Origin of the sequence: Nitrosomonas sp. Is35, from assembly GCF_033063295.1 — a bacterium.
GTDB lineage: Bacteria > Pseudomonadota > Gammaproteobacteria > Burkholderiales > Nitrosomonadaceae > Nitrosomonas.
Map to the genome: position 1 here is coordinate 483,432 of NZ_JAWJZH010000001.1, position 18,600 is coordinate 502,031.

Annotated in this window: 12 protein-coding genes, 2 tRNA genes and 3 rRNA genes; 10 read left to right on the forward strand and 7 right to left on the reverse strand. The window is 47.1% G+C overall.

The window, feature by feature from the left end; all coding sequences use genetic code 11:
• Positions 1-222: 222 nt before the first annotated feature.
• From R2083_RS02280 to R2083_RS02305, 6 genes are all read left to right on the forward strand, one after another.
• Positions 223-1,760 (forward strand): 16S ribosomal RNA (locus R2083_RS02280).
• Between the two features lie 104 nt (positions 1,761-1,864).
• Positions 1,865-1,941 (forward strand) — tRNA-Ile (locus tag R2083_RS02285).
• 7 nt (positions 1,942-1,948) lie between these two features.
• Positions 1,949-2,024, forward strand: a tRNA-Ala gene (locus tag R2083_RS02290).
• Between the two features lie 248 nt (positions 2,025-2,272).
• Positions 2,273-5,196: ribosomal RNA gene (locus R2083_RS02295) — 23S ribosomal RNA — on the forward strand.
• A 97-nt stretch (positions 5,197-5,293) separates the two neighbouring features.
• Positions 5,294-5,406, forward strand: a 5S ribosomal RNA gene (gene rrf, locus R2083_RS02300).
• Together the 16S, 23S and 5S rRNA genes with 2 tRNA genes alongside form the textbook arrangement of a ribosomal RNA operon.
• 198 nt (positions 5,407-5,604) lie before the next feature.
• On the forward strand, positions 5,605-6,549 hold the full coding sequence (locus R2083_RS02305) for a S49 family peptidase (RefSeq protein WP_317537365.1): 945 nt from the start codon (positions 5,605-5,607) through the stop codon (positions 6,547-6,549).
• Positions 6,550-6,581: 32 nt separating this feature from the next.
• On the opposite strand, the gene rfbD is transcribed toward R2083_RS02305, so the two are convergent.
• The 4 genes from rfbD to R2083_RS02325 are packed head-to-tail and all read right to left on the reverse strand — an operon-like array spanning position 6,582 to position 10,869.
• Positions 6,582-7,478: a dTDP-4-dehydrorhamnose reductase gene (gene rfbD / locus R2083_RS02310; RefSeq protein ID WP_317537366.1), complete on the reverse strand. Its 897-nt coding sequence runs from the start codon at positions 7,476-7,478 to the stop codon at positions 6,582-6,584.
• Positions 7,475-8,533, reverse strand: a complete 1,059-nt coding sequence (gene rfbB, locus R2083_RS02315) for a dTDP-glucose 4,6-dehydratase (RefSeq protein ID WP_317537367.1) — start codon at positions 8,531-8,533, stop codon at positions 7,475-7,477. Before rfbB ends, rfbD begins: the two co-directional genes overlap by 4 nt.
• A 46-nt stretch (positions 8,534-8,579) precedes the next feature.
• Positions 8,580-9,932 (reverse strand): tRNA lysidine(34) synthetase TilS, encoded by a 1,353-nt coding sequence (gene tilS, locus R2083_RS02320; RefSeq protein WP_317537368.1) that lies wholly within the window; start codon positions 9,930-9,932, stop codon positions 8,580-8,582.
• Positions 9,901-10,869: an acetyl-CoA carboxylase carboxyltransferase subunit alpha gene (locus R2083_RS02325; RefSeq protein ID WP_317529939.1), complete on the reverse strand. Its 969-nt coding sequence runs from the start codon at positions 10,867-10,869 to the stop codon at positions 9,901-9,903. The genes tilS and R2083_RS02325 overlap by 32 nt, the downstream gene beginning before the upstream one ends.
• 193 nt (positions 10,870-11,062) lie before the next feature.
• Here R2083_RS02325 and msrB point away from each other — a divergent pair, with 193 nt between their 5' ends.
• The 4 genes from msrB (at position 11,063) to R2083_RS02345 (ending at position 13,619) form a co-directional block, all read left to right on the forward strand.
• Positions 11,063-11,584 (forward strand): peptide-methionine (R)-S-oxide reductase MsrB, encoded by a 522-nt coding sequence (gene msrB / locus R2083_RS02330; RefSeq protein WP_317537369.1) that lies wholly within the window; start codon positions 11,063-11,065, stop codon positions 11,582-11,584.
• A gap of 15 nt (positions 11,585-11,599) precedes the next feature.
• Entirely contained in the window at positions 11,600-12,736 is a 1,137-nt protein-coding gene (locus R2083_RS02335) for a cupin domain-containing protein (RefSeq protein ID WP_317529941.1), read from the forward strand.
• Positions 12,737-12,926: 190 nt separating this feature from the next.
• Positions 12,927-13,076 (forward strand): hypothetical protein, encoded by a 150-nt coding sequence (locus R2083_RS02340; RefSeq protein WP_181258393.1) that lies wholly within the window; start codon positions 12,927-12,929, stop codon positions 13,074-13,076.
• Positions 13,077-13,475: 399 nt separating this feature from the next.
• Positions 13,476-13,619 carry a hypothetical protein gene (locus R2083_RS02345; RefSeq protein ID WP_317537370.1) on the forward strand — a complete coding sequence of 48 codons (144 nt, stop codon included), beginning with the start codon at positions 13,476-13,478 and terminating at the stop codon, positions 13,617-13,619.
• Positions 13,620-13,764: 145 nt separating this feature from the next.
• On the opposite strand, the gene bamC is transcribed toward R2083_RS02345, so the two are convergent.
• From bamC to clpB, 3 genes are all read right to left on the reverse strand, one after another.
• Entirely contained in the window at positions 13,765-14,913 is a 1,149-nt protein-coding gene (gene bamC / locus R2083_RS02350) for an outer membrane protein assembly factor BamC (RefSeq protein ID WP_411172536.1), read from the reverse strand.
• Between the two features lie 10 nt (positions 14,914-14,923).
• On the reverse strand, positions 14,924-15,811 hold the full coding sequence (dapA, locus tag R2083_RS02355) for a 4-hydroxy-tetrahydrodipicolinate synthase (protein ID WP_317537371.1): 888 nt from the start codon (positions 15,809-15,811) through the stop codon (positions 14,924-14,926).
• Positions 15,812-15,945: 134 nt separating this feature from the next.
• Entirely contained in the window at positions 15,946-18,549 is a 2,604-nt protein-coding gene (gene clpB / locus R2083_RS02360) for an ATP-dependent chaperone ClpB (protein WP_317537372.1), read from the reverse strand.
• Positions 18,550-18,600 lie beyond the last annotated feature (51 nt).

An 18,600-nucleotide genomic window follows, 5' to 3' on the forward strand; every position in this document is an offset into this window, starting at 1 on the left:
CTTGACCGGTCTTTTAGACTCTGTATAATTCCGCTTCTCGCTACTGCGCAACATTAAAAACAAGTAGCAACGCTCTTTAAAAAATTACAATCGATAGGTGTGAGTACTTAAATTGAGAGTAGATTCGAAAGAATCAAAAAATTTAAATACTCGCAAGAAATAATAGATATTGGTTTTATTAATCAACATCATAATACGTCAAGCGAAAGTTTTACCAGAATTAAACTTAAGAGTTTGATCCTGGCTCAGATTGAACGCTGGCGGCATGCTTTACACATGCAAGTCGAACGGCAGCACGGGTGCTTGCACCTGGTGGCGAGTGGCGGACGGGTGAGTAATACATCGGAACGTGTCCTAAAGTGGGGGATAACGCATCGAAAGATGTGCTAATACCGCATAATCTCTGAGGAGAAAAGTAGGGGATCGAAAGACCTTATGCTTTTGGAGCGGCTGATGTCTGATTAGCTAGTTGGTAAGGTAATGGCTTACCAAGGCGACGATCAGTAGTTGGTCTGAGAGGACGACCAGCCACACTGGGACTGAGACACGGCCCAGACTCCTACGGGAGGCAGCAGTGGGGAATTTTGGACAATGGGCGCAAGCCTGATCCAGCAATGCCGCGTGAGTGAAGAAGGCCTTCGGGTTGTAAAGCTCTTTCAGTTGAAAAGAAAAAGTCGTGACTAATAATCATGGCTTATGACGGTATCAACAGAAGAAGCACCGGCTAACTACGTGCCAGCAGCCGCGGTAATACGTAGGGTGCAAGCGTTAATCGGAATTACTGGGCGTAAAGGGTGCGCAGGCGGTTCTGTAAGTCAGATGTGAAATCCCCGGGCTTAACCTGGGAACTGCGTTTGAAACTGCAGAGCTAGAGTGCGGCAGAGGGAGGTGGAATTCCATGTGTAGCAGTGAAATGCGTAGAGATATGGAAGAACATCGATGGCGAAGGCAACCTCCTGGGCTAGCACTGACGCTCATGCACGAAAGCGTGGGGAGCAAACAGGATTAGATACCCTGGTAGTCCACGCCCTAAACTATGTCAACTAGTTGTCGGGTCTTAATAGACTTGGTAACGTAGCTAACGCGTGAAGTTGACCGCCTGGGGAGTACGGTCGCAAGATTAAAACTCAAAGGAATTGACGGGGACCCGCACAAGCGGTGGATTATGTGGATTAATTCGATGCAACGCGAAAAACCTTACCTACCCTTGACATGTCAGAAAATTTTCAGAGATGAATTTGTGCCCGAAAGGGAATCTGAACACAGGTGCTGCATGGCTGTCGTCAGCTCGTGTCGTGAGATGTTGGGTTAAGTCCCGCAACGAGCGCAACCCTTGTCATTAATTGCCATCATTTGGTTGGGCACTTTAATGAGACTGCCGGTGATAAACCGGAGGAAGGTGGGGATGACGTCAAGTCCTCATGGCCCTTATGGGTAGGGCTTCACACGTAATACAATGGCGCGTACAGAGGGTTGCCAACCCGCGAGGGGGAGCTAATCTCAGAAAGCGCGTCGTAGTCCGGATCGGAGTCTGCAACTCGACTCCGTGAAGTTGGAATCGCTAGTAATCGCGGATCAGCATGTCGCGGTGAATACGTTCCCGGGTCTTGTACACACCGCCCGTCACACCATGGGAGTGGGTTTCACCAGAAGCAGGTAGTCTAACCGCAAGGAGGGCGCTTGCCACGGTGAGGTTCATGACTGGGGTGAAGTCGTAACAAGGTAGCCGTAGGGGAACCTGCGGCTGGATCACCTCCTTTCAAGAGTATCTCGTTTAAGTACTCACAACCTATCGATTGTTTATAGGCAAGACTAAAAAATCAAAAGCTTGTGCTAATGTTTGAGTGGAATTTGGGCTCATCAAGGGTCTGTAGCTCAGTTGGTTAGAGCACACGCTTGATAAGCGTGGGGTCGGTGGTTCAAGTCCACCCAGACCCACCAACATATAGGGGGTGTAGCTCAGCTGGGAGAGCACCTGCTTTGCAAGCAGGGGGTCATCGGTTCGATCCCGTTCACCTCCACCAATTTATAGTTCTTAAGCGCTGGTATTAGTAAAAACTATTTTTTATCATCATAAGCTTGTGTGATATATTTCTTGCCTGTTGAAATTAATTTTGTTCTTTAAAAATTTGGAAAAAGTAAAATATTTATTTGTATCAAATAATCGTAAATTTTTTGATTATTTGTGAAATAAATTATGGGTTAGATTGTATCTTAAAAATAATGCAACAAGTATAGAGACTATAATTTCATTAAGTTATTAAAGTTATAGGATCAAGTGAATAAGTGCATGTGGTGGATGCCTTGGCGATTACAGGCGATGAAGGACGTGGAAGCCTGCGAAAAGCTTCGGGGAGCTGGCAAACAAGCTATGATCCGGAGATATCCGAATGGGGAAACCTGACTCTTGCTTAATTAGTTTTGATTTTTATTAAAATTAATTGAGCAGGAGTCAACCTTAGCTGAATATATAAGTTAAGTGTAGCGAACCTGGAGAACTGAAACATCTAAGTAACCAGAGGAAAAGAAATCAACCGAGATTCCCAAAGTAGTGGCGAGCGAACTGGGATCAGCCTTCAATATTTAGTATTTGAATTAGTCAAATTTTCTGGAAAGTTAAACCGTAGTGGGTGATAGTCCCGTAGGCGAAAATTCAAATATAGAACTAAGATTGAGATAAGTAGAGCGGGACACGTGAAATCCTGTTTGAAGATAGGGGGACCATCCTCTAAGGCTAAATACTCGTAATCGACCGATAGTGAACCAGTACCGTGAGGGAAAGGCGAAAAGAACCCCGGAAGGGGAGTGAAATAGATCCTGAAACCGCATGCATACAAACAGTGGGAGCCCGTAAGGGTGACTGCGTACCTTTTGTATAATGGGTCAGCGACTTACATTCAGTAGCAAGCTTAACCGGATAGGGGAGGCGCAGCGAAAGCGAGTCTTAATAGGGCGTATAGTTGCTGGGTGTAGACCCGAAACCAGATGATCTACTCATGGCCAGGATGAAGCGAGGGTAACACCTCGTGGAGGTCCGAACCCACTAATGTTGAAAAATTAGGGGATGAGCTGTGGGTAGGGGTGAAAGGCTAAACAAATCTGGAAATAGCTGGTTCTCTCCGAAAACTATTTAGGTAGTGCCTCATGTATCACCTTTGGGGGTAGAGCACTGTTATGGCTAGGGGGTCATTGAGACTTACCAAACCATTGCAAACTCCGAATACCAAAGAGTGCGAGCATGGGAGACAGACATCGGGTGCTAACGTCCGGTGTCAAAAGGGAAACAACCCAGACCCTCAGCTAAGGTCCCCAAGACACAATTAAGTGGGAAACGAAGTGGGAAGGCATAGACAGTCAGGAGGTTGGCTTAGAAGCAGCCACCCTTTAAAGAAAGCGTAATAGCTCACTGATCGAGTCGTCCTGCGCGGAAGATGTAACGGGGCTCAAATTGTGCACCGAAGCTAGGGATTTACATTTTATGTAAATGGTAGGAGAGCGTTCCGTAAGCCTGCGAAGGTAGTTTGTAAAGACTGCTGGAGGTATCGGAAGTGCGAATGCTGACATGAGTAGCGATAAAGGGAGTGAAAGACTCCCTCGCCGAAAACCCAAGGTTTCCTGTGCAACGTTAATCGGCGCAGGGTGAGTCGGCCCCTAAGGTGAGGCAGAAATGCGTAGCTGATGGGAAACTGGTTAAAATTCCAGTACCTTTGTTCAATGCGATGTGGGGACGAAGAAGGTTAACTCAGCCGGGTGTTGGATGTCCCGGTTCAAGCGTGTAGACGTGCTGTTTAGGTAAATCCGGATAGCTTAGTTGAGACGTGATAACGCAACACTCTTAGGAGTGCCAAGTGAGCGATACCATACTTCCAGGAAAAGCCACTAAGCTCTAGTTGAATAGAGACCGTACCGTAAACCAACACAGGTGGGTAGGATGAGAATTCTAAGGCGCTTGAGAGAACTCAGGAGAAGGAACTCGGCAAAATAGCACCGTAACTTCGGGAAAAGGTGTGCCCTCTGTATGTGTAGCGCCTCGCGCGTGAAGCAGAACAGGGTTGCAATGAATTGGTGGCTGCGACTGTTTAATAAAAACATAGCACTCTGCAAACACGTAAGTGGACGTATAGAGTGTGACGCCTGCCCGGTGCCGGAAGGTTAAATGATGGGGTGCAAGCTCTTGATTGAAGCCCCGGTAAACGGCGGCCGTAACTATAACGGTCCTAAGGTAGCGAAATTCCTTGTCGGGTAAGTTCCGACCTGCACGAATGGCGTAACGATGGCCACACTGTCTCCTCCTGGGACTCAGCGAAGTTGAAATGTTTGTGAAGATGCAATCTCCCCGCGGCTAGACGGAAAGACCCCGTGCACCTTTACTGTAGCTTTACATTGGACTTTGATAACATTTGTGTAGGATAGGTGGGAGGCTTTGAAGTGAATTCGCTAGAATTCATGGAGCCATCGTTGAAATACCACCCTGGTGTTGTTGAGGTTCTAACCTAAATCCATTATCTGGATTGGGGACCGTGTATGGTAGGCAGTTTGACTGGGGCGGTCTCCTCCCAAATTGTAACGGAGGAGTACGAAGGTACGCTAGGTACGGTCGGAAATCGTGCTGATAGTGCAATGGCAAAAGCGTGCTTAACTGCGAGACTGACAAGTCGAGCAGGTGCGAAAGCAGGTCATAGTGATCCGGTGGTTCTGTATGGAAGGGCCATCGCTCAACGGATAAAAGGTACGCCGGGGATAACAGGCTGATTCCTCCCAAGAGTTCATATCGACGGGGGAGTTTGGCACCTCGATGTCGGCTCATCACATCCTGGGGCTGTAGCCGGTCCCAAGGGTATGGCTGTTCGCCATTTAAAGTGGTACGTGAGCTGGGTTTAAAACGTCGTGAGACAGTTTGGTCCCTATCTGCCGTGGGCGTTGGAAGTTTGAGAGGACCTGCTCCTAGTACGAGAGGACCGGAGTGGACGCACCTCTGGTGTACCGGTTATGACGCCAGTCGTATCGCCGGGTAGCTATGTGCGGACGAGATAACCGCTGAAAGCATCTAAGCGGGAAACTCTCCTCAAGATAAGACTTCCCGAGGGTTTAACCCTCCTAAAGGTTCGTCGAAGACTACGACGTTGATAGGTCGGGTGTGGAAGCATAGTAATATGTTAAGCTAACCGATACTAATTGACCGTGAGGCTTGATCCTATAACTTTGATAATTTTTGTTATTAATATACTCTAATCCATTTTACTTTTTCCTTTTTGAATAATATTTGTTTAATATTATTCAGTTTCAAGTTACGCTTGGCGGCCATAGCACTTTGGACCCACCTCTTCCCATCCCGAACAGAACCGTGAAACGAAGCTGCGCCGATGATAGTGTGCATTCGCATGTGAAAGTAGGTTACCGCCAGGCACTCTTATTTAGAAACCTCTCATCAAGATTTAATTTGATGAGAGGTTTTCTGTTTTCTACTTCCCGGATTTGTAAAACTGCAAAATTTCTTCAATAGTCTTGTTGCTGATAATAATCGACAAGAGCTTCCTTAGAATCTAGATTGCAATTGTCTGCAATATTTTCAATAATATTCATTTCTGATTTAAGTGGATGGCTATGAGTGAATCTGAAGTTAAGAAAGAGGATTGGGAAAGAGATCTAATTGAAAACCTTGCTCTGGCATCTCTTCGTGAGCAGCGACGCACGCGCAATTGGGGGATATTTTTTAAGCTAATCACTTTTTTATATCTTTTCATTTTGTTATTTTTTGCCCTAGGCTGGATAGAAGATGGCAGAGTTCGAATTGCCGAGAAGCATACTGCACTTATTGATTTACGCGGCATGATTACTCCCGATAGCATGAGTAATGCCGATAAAGTTAATGCTAGCTTGCGTTTAGCGTTTCAAGATAAAAACACCAAGGGTGTAGTATTACGTATAAATAGCCCTGGAGGAAGCCCAGTTCAAGCTGGGTATATCAATGATGAAATACGCCGATTGCGAACCAAATACCCGGATATACCGCTTTATGCTGTAGTTGGAGACATTTGTGCTTCGGGTGGATATTACGTAGCTGTAGCTGCTGATAAAATTTTTGTTGATAAAGCCAGCCTGATTGGTTCAATTGGTGTGCTGATAGATGGCTTCGGCTTTACTGGTACCTTAGAAAAACTAGGTATTGAGAGGCGATTGCTTACTGCTGGCGAGAATAAAAATTTCCTGGATCCTTTTGCACCTTTAGATCCTATACAAAAGGAACATGCGACACATTTATTGCGTGAAATACACGAGCAATTCATTCAAGTAGTAAAACAAGGCAGAGGTGAACGTTTAAAAGATGTTCCGGAGATATTCAGCGGAATTGTCTGGACAGGTCAGAAAAGTATTGATTTAGGGCTTGCCGATGAAATGGGCAATGCCGAATATGTCGCACGCGAGATTATTCAGGCAGAGGATTTGGTTGATTTTACGCCGAATGAAGGTCTATCGGGCTTATTTAGCAAACGATTTAGTCAAATCGTTTTTAATATGCTTTCTGGCCATGCACTGACAATGCGGTAAGAGACACATTTTTACTTGACCGCATTTACAGATTATTTATTGAGTAGCTCTGTTAGCGTTCGCGCTGCTCCGGTTTGCCATGATGGCAAAGTGAGATCAAAAGTTTTTGTCAGTTTTCCAGTATCGAGACGAGAATTGAACGGACGTTTTGCTGGCAGAGGAAAATCACTGCTAGCTATTGGTTTCAATGTGCTGGATTGGATTTTGAGCTGGTAATTCATGCGTTCTGCATTTTCCAGGATAAATTTAGCAAACCCATACCATGAAGTGCTTCCACCGGCAGTCAAGTGATACAAACCGGATATCGCGGGTTTTTCCTTAATCATAAGCAATGCATGAGCAGTAATATCGGCAATTAGCTCTGCTCCGGTTGGCGAACCGATTTGATCATCCACTATGGTTAATTTGTCGCGCTGCTGCGCCAAGCGAAGTATTGTTTTGATGAAATTATTTCCATAAGCGGCATAAACCCAGCTGGTACGAAAAATCAAATGTGAGCAGCCGGAATTGAGGATGTCTTTCTCACCTTCCAATTTAGATTTCCCATAGACGTTGAGCGGATCGCAATCATCAGTTTCAAGATAGGGTTGACTGCTATGGCCATTAAAGACGTAATCGGTTGAATAATGGATCAGCCATGCATTGAGTCTTTTTGCCTCTTGTGCCAGCACAGCAGGTGCTTCAGCATTGAGTGCATAAGCTCGTTCAGGCTCACTCTCAGCTTTATCGACCGCAGTATAAGCTGCTGCATTGACGATAATATCGGGCGAGAGTTGCCGCAAGGTTTGTTGTATACCGGCGAAGTCGGTTATGTCACCGCATAATTCTTTACTGGCTGAACTTAATGCGATTAATTCACCCAGTGGCACGAGACTGCGCTGTAATTCCCATCCGACCTGACCGTTTTTGCCGAATAATAGAATTTTCATGACTGCAATCCGGCATAGTGCGTTTTGATCCATTCCTGGTAAGCGCCGGTTTGCACATCAGTTACCCACTGCCGGTTGCTCAAGTACCACTGGATCGTTTTTCGTATACCGGTAGCGAATGTTTCGACCGGTCTCCAATCGAGCTCGTGTTCGATTTTCGTCGCATCGATTGCATAGCGTCTGTCGTGTCCTGGCCGATCCTGAACGTACGTGATGAGGTTATGAAAATTTTTTCCGGGATAAGATTCTTCCAGCAGGCCGCAGATGGTCTGCACAATTTCAATATTAGGCTTCTCGTTCCAGCCGCCTATATTATAAGTTTCTCCCGGAGTGCCACGCTCCAATACACGCCGGATTGCGCTGCAGTGATCGGTAACATAAAGCCAGTCGCGTACTTGCTGGCCATCTCCATATACCGGCAAGGATTTTCCTGCTAACGCATTCACGATCATTAAAGGAATCAATTTTTCTGGAAACTGGTACGGGCCATAATTGTTAGAACAATTGGTAGTCAGTATGGGTAACCCATAGGTATGGTGATAGGCGCGGACTAAGTGATCGCTGGCTGCTTTGCTGGCTGAATAGGGGCTATTGGGTTCATAACGATGTGCTTCGGTAAATGCGGGATCATTTTTTCTCAATGAACCGTAAACCTCATCGGTTGAAACATGAAGAAAGCGGAAACTTTGTTTTGCGGCGGACTCCAGCTCGCGCCAATAGGCATGTGTTGCTTCCAATAAGCGAAACGTACCCAGAATATTGGTTTGAATGAAATCTTCCGGTCCGAGAATGGAACGATCGACATGGCTTTCAGCAGCAAGGTTGATGATTGCGCGCGGCTGATACAGAGTCAGCAATTGTGAAATCAATCGGGTATCGCCGATATCGCCTTTTACAAATATATGCCGAGAATCTTGAGACAATGGCGCTAGGTTTTGTAAATTTCCGGCATAAGTCAATTTATCGAGATTGATGACCCGCTCATCCGATTGTGCTAACCAATCGAGAACAAAATTACTGCCAATAAATCCTGCGCCCCCTGTGACTAAAATCATGCAATTTTCCAGTTGAGTCAATCGATAATCTGAATTCCGGTCTTGTTCATGCTGAATCCCACAGCGGTAAAACTCCCGTTTCTCCCGATTTTACTTGAAATTCACAATCGATGCCGATTCCCGGAACCCATACCAGCTGTTCGCCGCAGAACAGTAGCGGTAGGGTATTGCGTTGCCAGGGTGGAATGGATGCTTCTTGCAGTAAGTTTTTCAAGCTTCTGCGCGGGCGATTGCAAGCCGGCATGAAGCGTTCGCCGCCTTGCCGGGAACGAACGGTTACCGGTGCATTTGATAATTTTTGTTGGTTGATACCCTGATTCTCTACGTGCGTAAAGCGGATGCTGCCGCTCAGATGCCGCAACGCTAAACACGGTTCTCCTTGCCATGTGAATTGTTCCGGATTTTGCAGTGAAGATTGCTTAGGCAGGATATGAACGGCACCTTTGAAACAACGAATTTCGCTATGACCAAAGATGATGTGGAGCCGGTTGTCCTTATTCGCGGACAAAAGCTGATTCACAATATCTTCCAATTTTGCCGTGCTGGGAAGTAGCGCACCCTGTTGCGACAACCTATAGCGTAGGAGATTTTTTGCACGCGCAAAACTGAGCTTGCGTATGCGCTCGACTTGCAGCAAGCCGGAGACAACGCAATTTTCACTGTCCATTGCAGCCAGTTCGTCCAGTAATAACGATGCTTCAGACAAGTGACGGCTGGTGCGCAGCAATGTTTTCGGATAACTGGGATAGCGTTTCTTCAGTAAGGGCAGAATCTCGTGCCGCAGGAAATTCCGATTGAAACCGGTGTCGTCATTGCTTTCGTCGTTGATCCAGGTTAATTGATTTTTATGAGCGTAGGCTTCGATTCTACTACGGGAAATTTTCAATAGCGGGCGGAGAATTTGCGGCGCGGTATCGGAATCTTGCTTTCTGATCAGCGGCATCGCGCTCAACCCCCGGATTCCAGCACCGCGAAATAATTGCAGTAGCAGTGTTTCGGCCTGATCGTCCAGGTGTTGCGCAACAACCACGTAATCCGCATGCATGCGGCTGAAGATGCGATAACGTTCTTCCCGGGCAATGGCTTCAAGGCTTGTTCCGACTTCTTTTTTTAATTGCAGAGTAGCAACGTGGATCGAAACACCATAAGCTGCGCAGAGATGGCTGCAGAAATTGCTCCAACCGGCTGCATTGAGGCTGATACCATGATTCACATGTACAGCGGAAAGTGTAAAGGGTATCTGTTGAGATAATTGAGCGAGTACATCCAGCAACACGACTGAGTCGATACCGCCGCTCAGAGCAATGGTGAGATGATCGCCAGGTTTTATATGCGCAAGTAATACTGCTTCAGCGTCACTTAGCAGGCTATTCGATTTTGACTTCCTTGAATGAGCCATATGCCATAAGCCGGTCCAGACGTTTTGCCAGTAGCGTTTCACTGGAATGATCCTGAAATTTGCGCAGTGATTCCTGCAACACGGTTTTTACCGATTGCATGATAGCCGGGTAATCCCGGTGGGCGCCCCCGATCGGTTCCGTGATGATACTGTCGATCAAATTCATTGCCTTCAAGCGATCAGCCGTAATACCCATGATTTCTGCGGCTTCCGGTGCTTTGTCGGCGCTTTTCCACAAAATGGAAGCGCAGCCTTCCGGCGATATGACGGAATAGGTGGCATACTGCAGCATGTGTATCACATCACCAACGGCAACAGCTAAAGCACCGCCAGAACCGCCTTCACCGATAACGACGCAGATAATAGGAATTTTTAATTCCGCCAGGACATAAAGATTTCTGCCGATGGCTTCGGATTGTCCGCGCTCTTCCGCATCAATACCGGGATATGCGCCGGGTGTATCGATAAAAGTAATCAGCGGAATTGAGAATTTTTCCGCCAAGCGCATTAAGCGCAATGCTTTGCGATAGCCTTCCGGTTTCGGCATACCAAAGTTGCGGTAGATTTTCTCCCGAGTGTCACGCCCTTTCTGATGGCCGATCACCATAACGGTTTGGCCGTTAAATCGCGCTAAACCGCCGACAATCGCATGGTCATCCGAGAAATTCCGGTCGCCATGCAGTTCTTCAAAGTCGGTAAATAGATGCTCTATGTAATCCAATGTATAGGGGCGTTGCGGATGGCGGGCCACTTGCGAGATTTGCCAAGGTGTCAGTTTTGCGTATACATTTTTTGTCAGGGATTGGCTTTTTGCTTGTAAGCGTGCAATTTCAGCAGAGATATCCAAGGCCGAATCATCTTGCGCAAAGCGTAGTTCTTCAATTTTTGATTCAAATTCTGCGATATTTTGCTCAAATTCCAGAAAAGTGATTTTCATGTGGGCTAAGATATAATCCTAAAAACGAAATGATACAGGATTTGCGGTTAAATCTGCACCGCTGGATGCAGCAAAATCTTGGTTAGCTAGACCTGAGTATTGAACGTTTTAATGCAAACTTGTCTGCTGAATGGACATTCTTTTTCGATGTGATAAGGCCGACGGGCCGCTTGGATGATATAAGGGTTTTTTAATGAACCGGCGCATTTTTCTGCAACGGATGAGCGTATTGGCGACGTTACCTGCCGTTTCGCTTATGTGGCCGTTGCGGCTCGCAGCAACAGGCATCAATCCGGCGATTGTGACGCTCAATAAGCCGCACGAAGCATGGCGCGGATTAGTCGCGCCGGAAGCTTACCGGATTTTGTTTGAAGAAGAGACCGAAGAGCCCGGCAGTAGTGAATTGAATAGCGAAGAGCGTGACGGGACATTCGTTTGTGCCGCTTGTTACTTACCGCTGTTTGAGAGCCGGAATAAATATGAAAGCGCAAGCGGCTGGCCAAGTTTTACGCAACCGATAGCCGGGCATGTCGGCACCAAACCGGATTATCAGTTGATTTTTCTCCGCACCGAGTACCATTGCGCGCGTTGCGGAGGGCATCAAGGACATGTTTTTAAAGATGGCCCGCCGCCCAGAGGGGAGCGCTGGTGCAATAACGGATTGGCGCTGAAATTCGTACTGCAAACTGAATCATTGCCGGCATTGAGAAACTGAGAAATGGTAAGGAGATTGAACATCAGTAAAATAAAAACTATTTCCTTGGGCGATGTGACCCCGAAGAATTTTTTGCGTGATTATTGGCAGAAGCAGCCTCTGCTGGTGAGGAATGCTTTACCGGGTTTTAATGGCTTATTGACACGCGAAGAATTGATGGCATTGGCGTGTGATGAAGACGCGCAATCCCGTCTTGTGATACAGAGAAGCGGCAAATGGCATCTCACGTATGGTCCGTTTAGCGACCATGATTTGGCAAAGCTGCCAAAAAAACAATGGACATTGCTCGTGCAAGATGTGAATCATTTTCTTGCTCCGGCGCGCGATTTATTATCAAAATTCCGCTTCATACCGCACACCCGGCTGGATGATTTGATGGTGAGTTATGCTCCTAAGGGCGGCGGGATCGGGCCGCATTTCGATTCCTATGACGTGTTCTTATTGCAAGGGATGGGTTCCAGACGGTGGCAGATATCCGCGCAATTGGATGATGAATTTATCGCCGATGCGCCGCTCAGGATTTTGAAGAATTTTCAACCTGAGCAGGAATGGGTGCTAAACCCCGGCGATATGCTTTACTTGCCGCCAAAATACGCGCATAACGGTATTGCCGTGGATGACTGTATGACATATTCCGTAGGTTTTCGTGCTCCCAGCCAGCAAGAATTGATAACGCAATTTCTCGTTCATTTGCAGGATACTATTTTAACGGATGGGTGGTACTCCGATCCCGATTTGCAATGGCAATCGCACCCTTCAAAAATCAGTGCTGCAATGCAATCCCAGGTTAATGTAATCTTGAAGAAGATTAACTGGGGGCGCGATAACATCGAGGATTTTCTGGGTATTTATCTCTCGGAACCTAAATCACATGTTTTTTTTGCGCAACCCGCTAAACCATCGTCATCGCGTGTTTTTCTCAAGCGGATTAAAGAAAATGGCGTGCAGTTGGATTTAAAAAGCAGAATGCTGAGTGGCCGTGATAAATTCTTTATTAATGGTGAGACTGTTGAAGTCGGTGCTGATGCATACAAGACATTGATTGAGCTGGCTGATAATTATGAATTGCCGCCCGCTTGCGAATTGGATAAAGAAACTGAGGAAATTCTTTATCAGTGGTATGTCAATGGTTATATTCGAGATAAAAACTAAGTACTGTCAAAGTAAAGTTTTTGTTCAATCAAATCGTTGGTTAATCTTCTCTGCAATCACTTGTTACCGCATTGTATTAATTGAACAATACAGCGATTCTGGAGCAGAATTTCTTGAATCAAATTTGTATAATCGGATGAGTTCGATTATCCTATTGGACGTAAATGTAAATGAAAAAACGGGAGATTGAATGTTTAGATTTTCACTGGTAGTAATCGCTTTTGCTATATTGACATTAAGTGCTTGTGAAGGAAAGAAAAGTCTTGATGGTTATCCAATGGATAAACCACCTCCATCCGCTTATGGACCTAGAGATTCCGAACCTCAAGAATCAAAATAAAAAGGATTAGCAAATAGCAGAGTTATTGCGAAAATATTATCGCAGTAATCGTCAAAAGCTGTTTAGAAACGCACTTCTTGAGTCACACATTCTCGCAAGGAAATTTGTGACTTGCTGATTGATTATAAAAAGATAAATTTGCTGGATATTGTTGGCAGTTTGTTTTTTTGTGCATCAATCAAAATCTCTGGTTTCCATTTCTCACTGCTATACTCAAGTAACAGGAAATGGATTTTCAGAAAACAGGGATCATTCAGATGCTTTTATTGTCTGGATGATTAAAACCTGAATGGCAGATATGAATGGATTACTTTCGGCTAAGTAAAAAGCTTGAAAGATGAGTTAAATTTGTTATATACTGCATTGTTTATTTTAAGAACTTTTTATAAGGAAAATCATATGAAATATGCTCTTCTGGCTGCATTTTTACTATCGGTAACTTTATCAGCATGTGGTGGAAAACCTAGCCAAGCACTGCCTGAAACTGAAAAAGCAAACTACGAAAAAATCATGAGTGGTGGCGAAGCAGATAGTAAAAAATAATTCTTCTGCTTGGAAGGATTAAAAAAACCGCCTTAGGGCGGTTTTTTGTTTGTAAATTTGTTTCTATTTTTTGTGCTCTTTAATAAGAGAAGAGCAACTACAAAACTAACGCCTCAAAAATCTCATCCAGGCTGAATTGCTCCTGCTATTTAAGCTGCTCGTGCAATAGCTTTAGAATGCGGCTTGCAGTAGCGGAGCCTACAGTTGTTCCATCATCATTCAGCAAAGTGACATTACTGGTGTTTGTGCCGGTGTTGTGTACCTGTATGCGGTATTTTTCGGCTTTCGCGCTATCTTTATCCCCGCTGCGCCAAAACATGATATTGGAAAGAATGCCTTCATCATCGCCTTTTTTCTTACTGTCTTTATCAGGGCTGACGTAACGTACAAAATAGATGCCTTGCTCTCGATTGCGATCCTCAACGGTGAAGCCAATTCGATCCAGTGCCAAGCCGACTCGCCGCCATGACCGGTCAAATGCTTCGTTAACGACCAGCGAAGTACCCTCTGAATTGATGAATGCGCGTTCCGTGGTCGAGCTTCTGCCGGTGGTTAACTCCAGTTTTGCCTTTTGTTCCTCGACACCAAAGCGCATCATCAAACGGGATAGCATTTCGGCTTCCAAATCAGGATCGGCCGGGCGCGGTTGCCAGACCGTGCGGTTGAGACTACCGCCTTCCAGCACCTCAGTCATGCCGCGATGGCTGATATACACCTCGGTGGTCATGTCGTTGCGTTCCAGCCGGGTACGGAATTTGTCGCGTTCAGCGGTTGAATAAATGCTATCCAAAAAGGTGGAGAGAAAAGTACGAATAATATCTTGCGGAATCTTGGCTCGATTCTCAGCCCAATCGGTTTCCATAATACCGGCTTCGGGGACTTCCATTTTGATCAGGAAACCCAGTTCTTGCCAGAATTCCTTAACCACCGGCCAAACGGCTTCGGGAGGTTGAGGAATCACCAGCCAGCGCTGTGTTCCGGCGCGTTCAATATGCACATTCTGAATGGATAGCGGTATTAAGGAGGAATTGGCGGTTTTTTGCTGTCCACCCCCTCGTTCGTTGTTGTAGCTGGAGAAAGTCGTGCTGCCGGATGAATTCACTTCGGGAATTGCATAACGTTCATCAATAGCCGGTTGAATCAGATCGGGTGGAATTTCTAAAGGCGGCAGTTTTCCTGCTGACTTGTAATCGATGGTTTTAGTTTCCGGGAACAGGTCGATCATTTTACAACCTGTACTTGCCAATGAAAGCGTCAATACCAGAGACGGTATAGTGACTTTCCGCCATTTCATTTTTGACATCTTACCTCTTCAAATCGTGGATATTGGCTGACTGCATTGCTTCGCGAATAAGTTGGTGGTACTGGCTGGATAAAGGTGTGAGTGGCAGGCGGATTCCGGGACCGATCAGTCCCATTTGTTCGACAGCCCATTTTACCGGGATAGGGTTGGCTTCAACGAACAGATCGATGTGTAAACGCAAAAGCTTATTATTGATCGCGCGCGCGGTATTGAGGTCGCCTGCAAATGCCGCGGCGCACATGTCGTGCATCATCCGGGGCGCTACATTGGCCGTGACTGAAATGACACCATGCCCGCCCAGCAGCAAAAACGCCAGTCCACTGACATCATCCCCGCTATAAATGAAGAAATCGGACGGTGCGCGTTGTAATAGATCGGAACCGCGCCCAATATCGCCGGTGGCATCTTTAATGCCGACGATGTTGGGAATCTGCGCTAAACGTAACGCCGTATCGTTGCGGATATCGGCCACTGTCCGGCCCGGAACGTTATATAAAATGTGCGGGATATCAACCGCCTCGGCGATTGCTTTGAAGTGTTGATACAGCCCTTCCTGAGTCGGCTTATTGTAATAAGGTGCAACCGAGAGGCAGGCATCAACGCCGGCATTCTTGGCATAAATTGATAAATCGATCGCTTCTCGTGTTGAATTGGCGCCGGTGCCGGCAATCACCGGTATGCGTCCGGCCACATGATCGACCGCGGTACGCATCAACAGATGATGTTCCTCAAAATCTACTGTTGGGGATTCGCCTGTCGTACCAACGATGACGACACCGTCGGTACCCTGGTCTATGTGGAAATCGAGCAGCGCGCGAAAGCGATCCAGATCCAATCCGCCTTCTTCATCCATCGGGGTGACGATAGCAACCAAGCTACCTTTAAACATGACAATCTATCCGGTAAAAAGAATACATTTTACCCGAATCTCATAGCGTGTAAGTATATTCACCATGTCTCCCGGGTTATTTTTTCTGACTGCTCGTTTCCATTCGCATTTTGGAATTCATTGATAGCATGCCGCTATCCGCTCACACGCGTGAAACGGATCGTGTCATCGCTGAGATCAACCTTAATCGTATCTTTTGCAACAAATTTTCCTTCCAATATCTCTTTGGCCAATGGATTCTCAATTTGCGTCTGGATCGCGCGTTTTAGCGGACGTGCGCCGAATACCGGATCAAAGCCAACTTCCGAGATAGCTGACAATGCGGCATCGCTGACCTCAAGCTTCATTTCCAGCTTGGCCAGTCTGGCTTCAAGATACTGCAACTGAATCTTAGCGATGGATCGGATATGCCGCTGATCCAGCGCATGGAACACGACCACTTCGTCGATACGATTAATGAATTCCGGTCTAAAGTAGGTTTTTACCTCACCCATCACAGCCTGTTTGATAACCTGATAGTCGTTCCCGGACATTTCCTGAATCATTTGCGATCCTAAATTGGATGTCATGACGATCACGGTATTTTTAAAATCAACCGTGCGTCCTTGGCCATCGGTCATGCGCCCGTCATCCAGAACTTGCAATAACACATTGAATACATCGGGATGCGCTTTCTCCACTTCATCCAGCAAGATGACCGCATACGGTTTTCTGCGCACCAGTTCGGTTAAGTAGCCGCCTTCCTCATAGCCGACATAGCCTGGGGGGGCGCCAATCAGGCGTGCAACCGAATGTTTTTCCATGAATTCGGACATATCGACGCGGATTAAGTGATCTTCCGAGTCGAACAAGAATCCGGCCAAGGCTTTGCACAGTTCGGTTTTGCCCACGCCGGTCGGACCCAGGAACAGGAACGATCCATACGGCCGGTTCGGATCGGCCAACCCGGCACGGGAACGGCGGATCGCATCCGATACCAGGCGCACGGCTTCATCTTGCCCGACCACGCGGTCATGCAGCTTTTGTTCCATCAGCAGCAGTTTTTCGCGCTCACCTTGCATCATTTTCGATACCGGAATGCCGGTCGCGCGCGATACCACTTCGGCGATTTCCTCCGCGCCGACCTGGGTACGCAATAATTTAGGCGCGTTTGCCGTGCCAGCTTCCTTATCTTCTCCTTGTTGTTTCAGCTGAGATTGCAATTGCGCTTCCAGTTGCGGCAGCCGTCCGTACTGCAATTCCGAAACTTTCTGCCAATCGCCTTTGCGGGTAGCCGCCTCGATTTCCAGCTTGATTTTTTCCATTTCTTCTTTGACTTGCTGCGAACCTTGCACCTGGAATTTTTCCATTTTCCAGATTTCCGCCAGATCGGCGTATTCGCGTTCTTTCTGTTTTATTTCATCTTCCAGCAATTGGAGCCGTTTTTGCGAAGCTTCGTCCTTCTCTTTCTTGATTGCTTCACGTTCAATTTTAAGCTGTATCAAACGCCGGTCCAGTTTATCCAGCGCTTCCGGTTTGGAGTCAATTTCCATACGAATGCGTGCCGCAGCTTCGTCGATCAGATCGATTGCCTTGTCCGGCAGGAAACGGTCGGTAATATAGCGGTTGGATAATTCCGCTGCCGCGACGATGGCGGGGTCGGTAATATCCACGCCATGATGTACTTCATATCTTTCCTGTAAGCCACGCAGGATTGCAATGGTGGCTTCCACACTCGGTTCTTCCACCAGCACTTTCTGAAAGCGCCGTTCCAGTGCGGCGTCTTTTTCAATGTATTTGCGGTATTCGTCCAGGGTTGTCGCGCCGACACAGTGCAATTCTCCGCGTGCCAACGCCGGTTTCAACATATTGCCCGCATCCATCGCGCCTTCCGCTTTACCGGCACCCACCATGGTATGCAGTTCGTCGATGAAGACAATGGTTTTTCCTTCGTCCTGCGCCAGTTCTTTGAGTACCGATTTGAGGCGTTCCTCAAACTCACCGCGATACTTGGCGCCGGCCAGCAGGGCGGCCATATCCAGTGAGAGAACGCGTTTGTCTTTCAGACTTTCCGGCACCTCCCCGTTGACTATGCGCTGCGCCAAGCCTTCAACGATAGCGGTTTTGCCCACGCCTGGTTCACCGATCAGCACCGGATTGTTTTTGGTGCGCCGTTGCAACACTTGTATTGCCCGGCGGATTTCATCGTCGCGCCCGATCACCGGATCCAGTTTGCCTTGGCGTGCCCGTTCGGTGAGATCCAGCGTGTATTTTTTCAAGGCTTCCCGGCTGCTTTCCGCTTCCGCGCTGCTGACCTGTTCGCCGCCCCGGATGGCGTTGATGGCGCGTTCCAGTGCTGCGGCATTGGCGCCATGCTGTTTGAGTAATGCGCTAATCTCGCCTTTGTCCTGCAAACAGGCCAGCAGGAACATTTCTGAAGCGATGAATTGATCATTGCGTTTCTGCGCTTCCTTATCCGCCAGATTGAGCAGATTATTCAGGGTGCGTGAGATATTCACTTCTCCCCCCGCGTTTTCCACTTTCGGCAGACGCTGCACGTTCTGTTTGACGCTCTCCAGCAGCGGCGTGGTATTGACACCGGAGCGTTGCAGTAAAGAAACGGTACTGCCATCGTCTTGTTGCAGTAACGCCAACAGAAGATGCTGTGGTTCGATGGCCGGATTATCCTGACCGACGGCGATACTCTGCGCATCCGCGAAGGCTTGTTGAAACTTAGTGGTTAGTTTGTCAAAACGCATTAAATTCTCCCATCGTAGGTTGTTGTAGCCTACGTGGGGGAAATGTGTGAA

Coding starts and splice junctions, on each gene's coding strand:
- R2083_RS02305 (WP_317537365.1), top strand. CDS start 5,605: ATGAGTGAATCTGAAGTTAAGAAAGAGGATTGGGAAAGAGATCTAATT.
- rfbD (WP_317537366.1), bottom strand. CDS start 7,478: ATGAAAATTCTATTATTCGGCAAAAACGGTCAGGTCGGATGGGAATTA.
- rfbB (WP_317537367.1), bottom strand. CDS start 8,533: ATGATTTTAGTCACAGGGGGCGCAGGATTTATTGGCAGTAATTTTGTT.
- tilS (WP_317537368.1), bottom strand. CDS start 9,932: ATGGCTCATTCAAGGAAGTCAAAATCGAATAGCCTGCTAAGTGACGCT.
- R2083_RS02325 (WP_317529939.1), bottom strand. CDS start 10,869: ATGAAAATCACTTTTCTGGAATTTGAGCAAAATATCGCAGAATTTGAA.
- msrB (WP_317537369.1), top strand. CDS start 11,063: ATGAACCGGCGCATTTTTCTGCAACGGATGAGCGTATTGGCGACGTTA.
- R2083_RS02340 (WP_181258393.1), top strand. CDS start 12,927: ATGTTTAGATTTTCACTGGTAGTAATCGCTTTTGCTATATTGACATTA.
- R2083_RS02345 (WP_317537370.1), top strand. CDS start 13,476: ATGAAATATGCTCTTCTGGCTGCATTTTTACTATCGGTAACTTTATCA.
- bamC (WP_411172536.1), bottom strand. CDS start 14,913: ATGAAATGGCGGAAAGTCACTATACCGTCTCTGGTATTGACGCTTTCA.
- dapA (WP_317537371.1), bottom strand. CDS start 15,811: ATGTTTAAAGGTAGCTTGGTTGCTATCGTCACCCCGATGGATGAAGAA.
- clpB (WP_317537372.1), bottom strand. CDS start 18,549: ATGCGTTTTGACAAACTAACCACTAAGTTTCAACAAGCCTTCGCGGAT.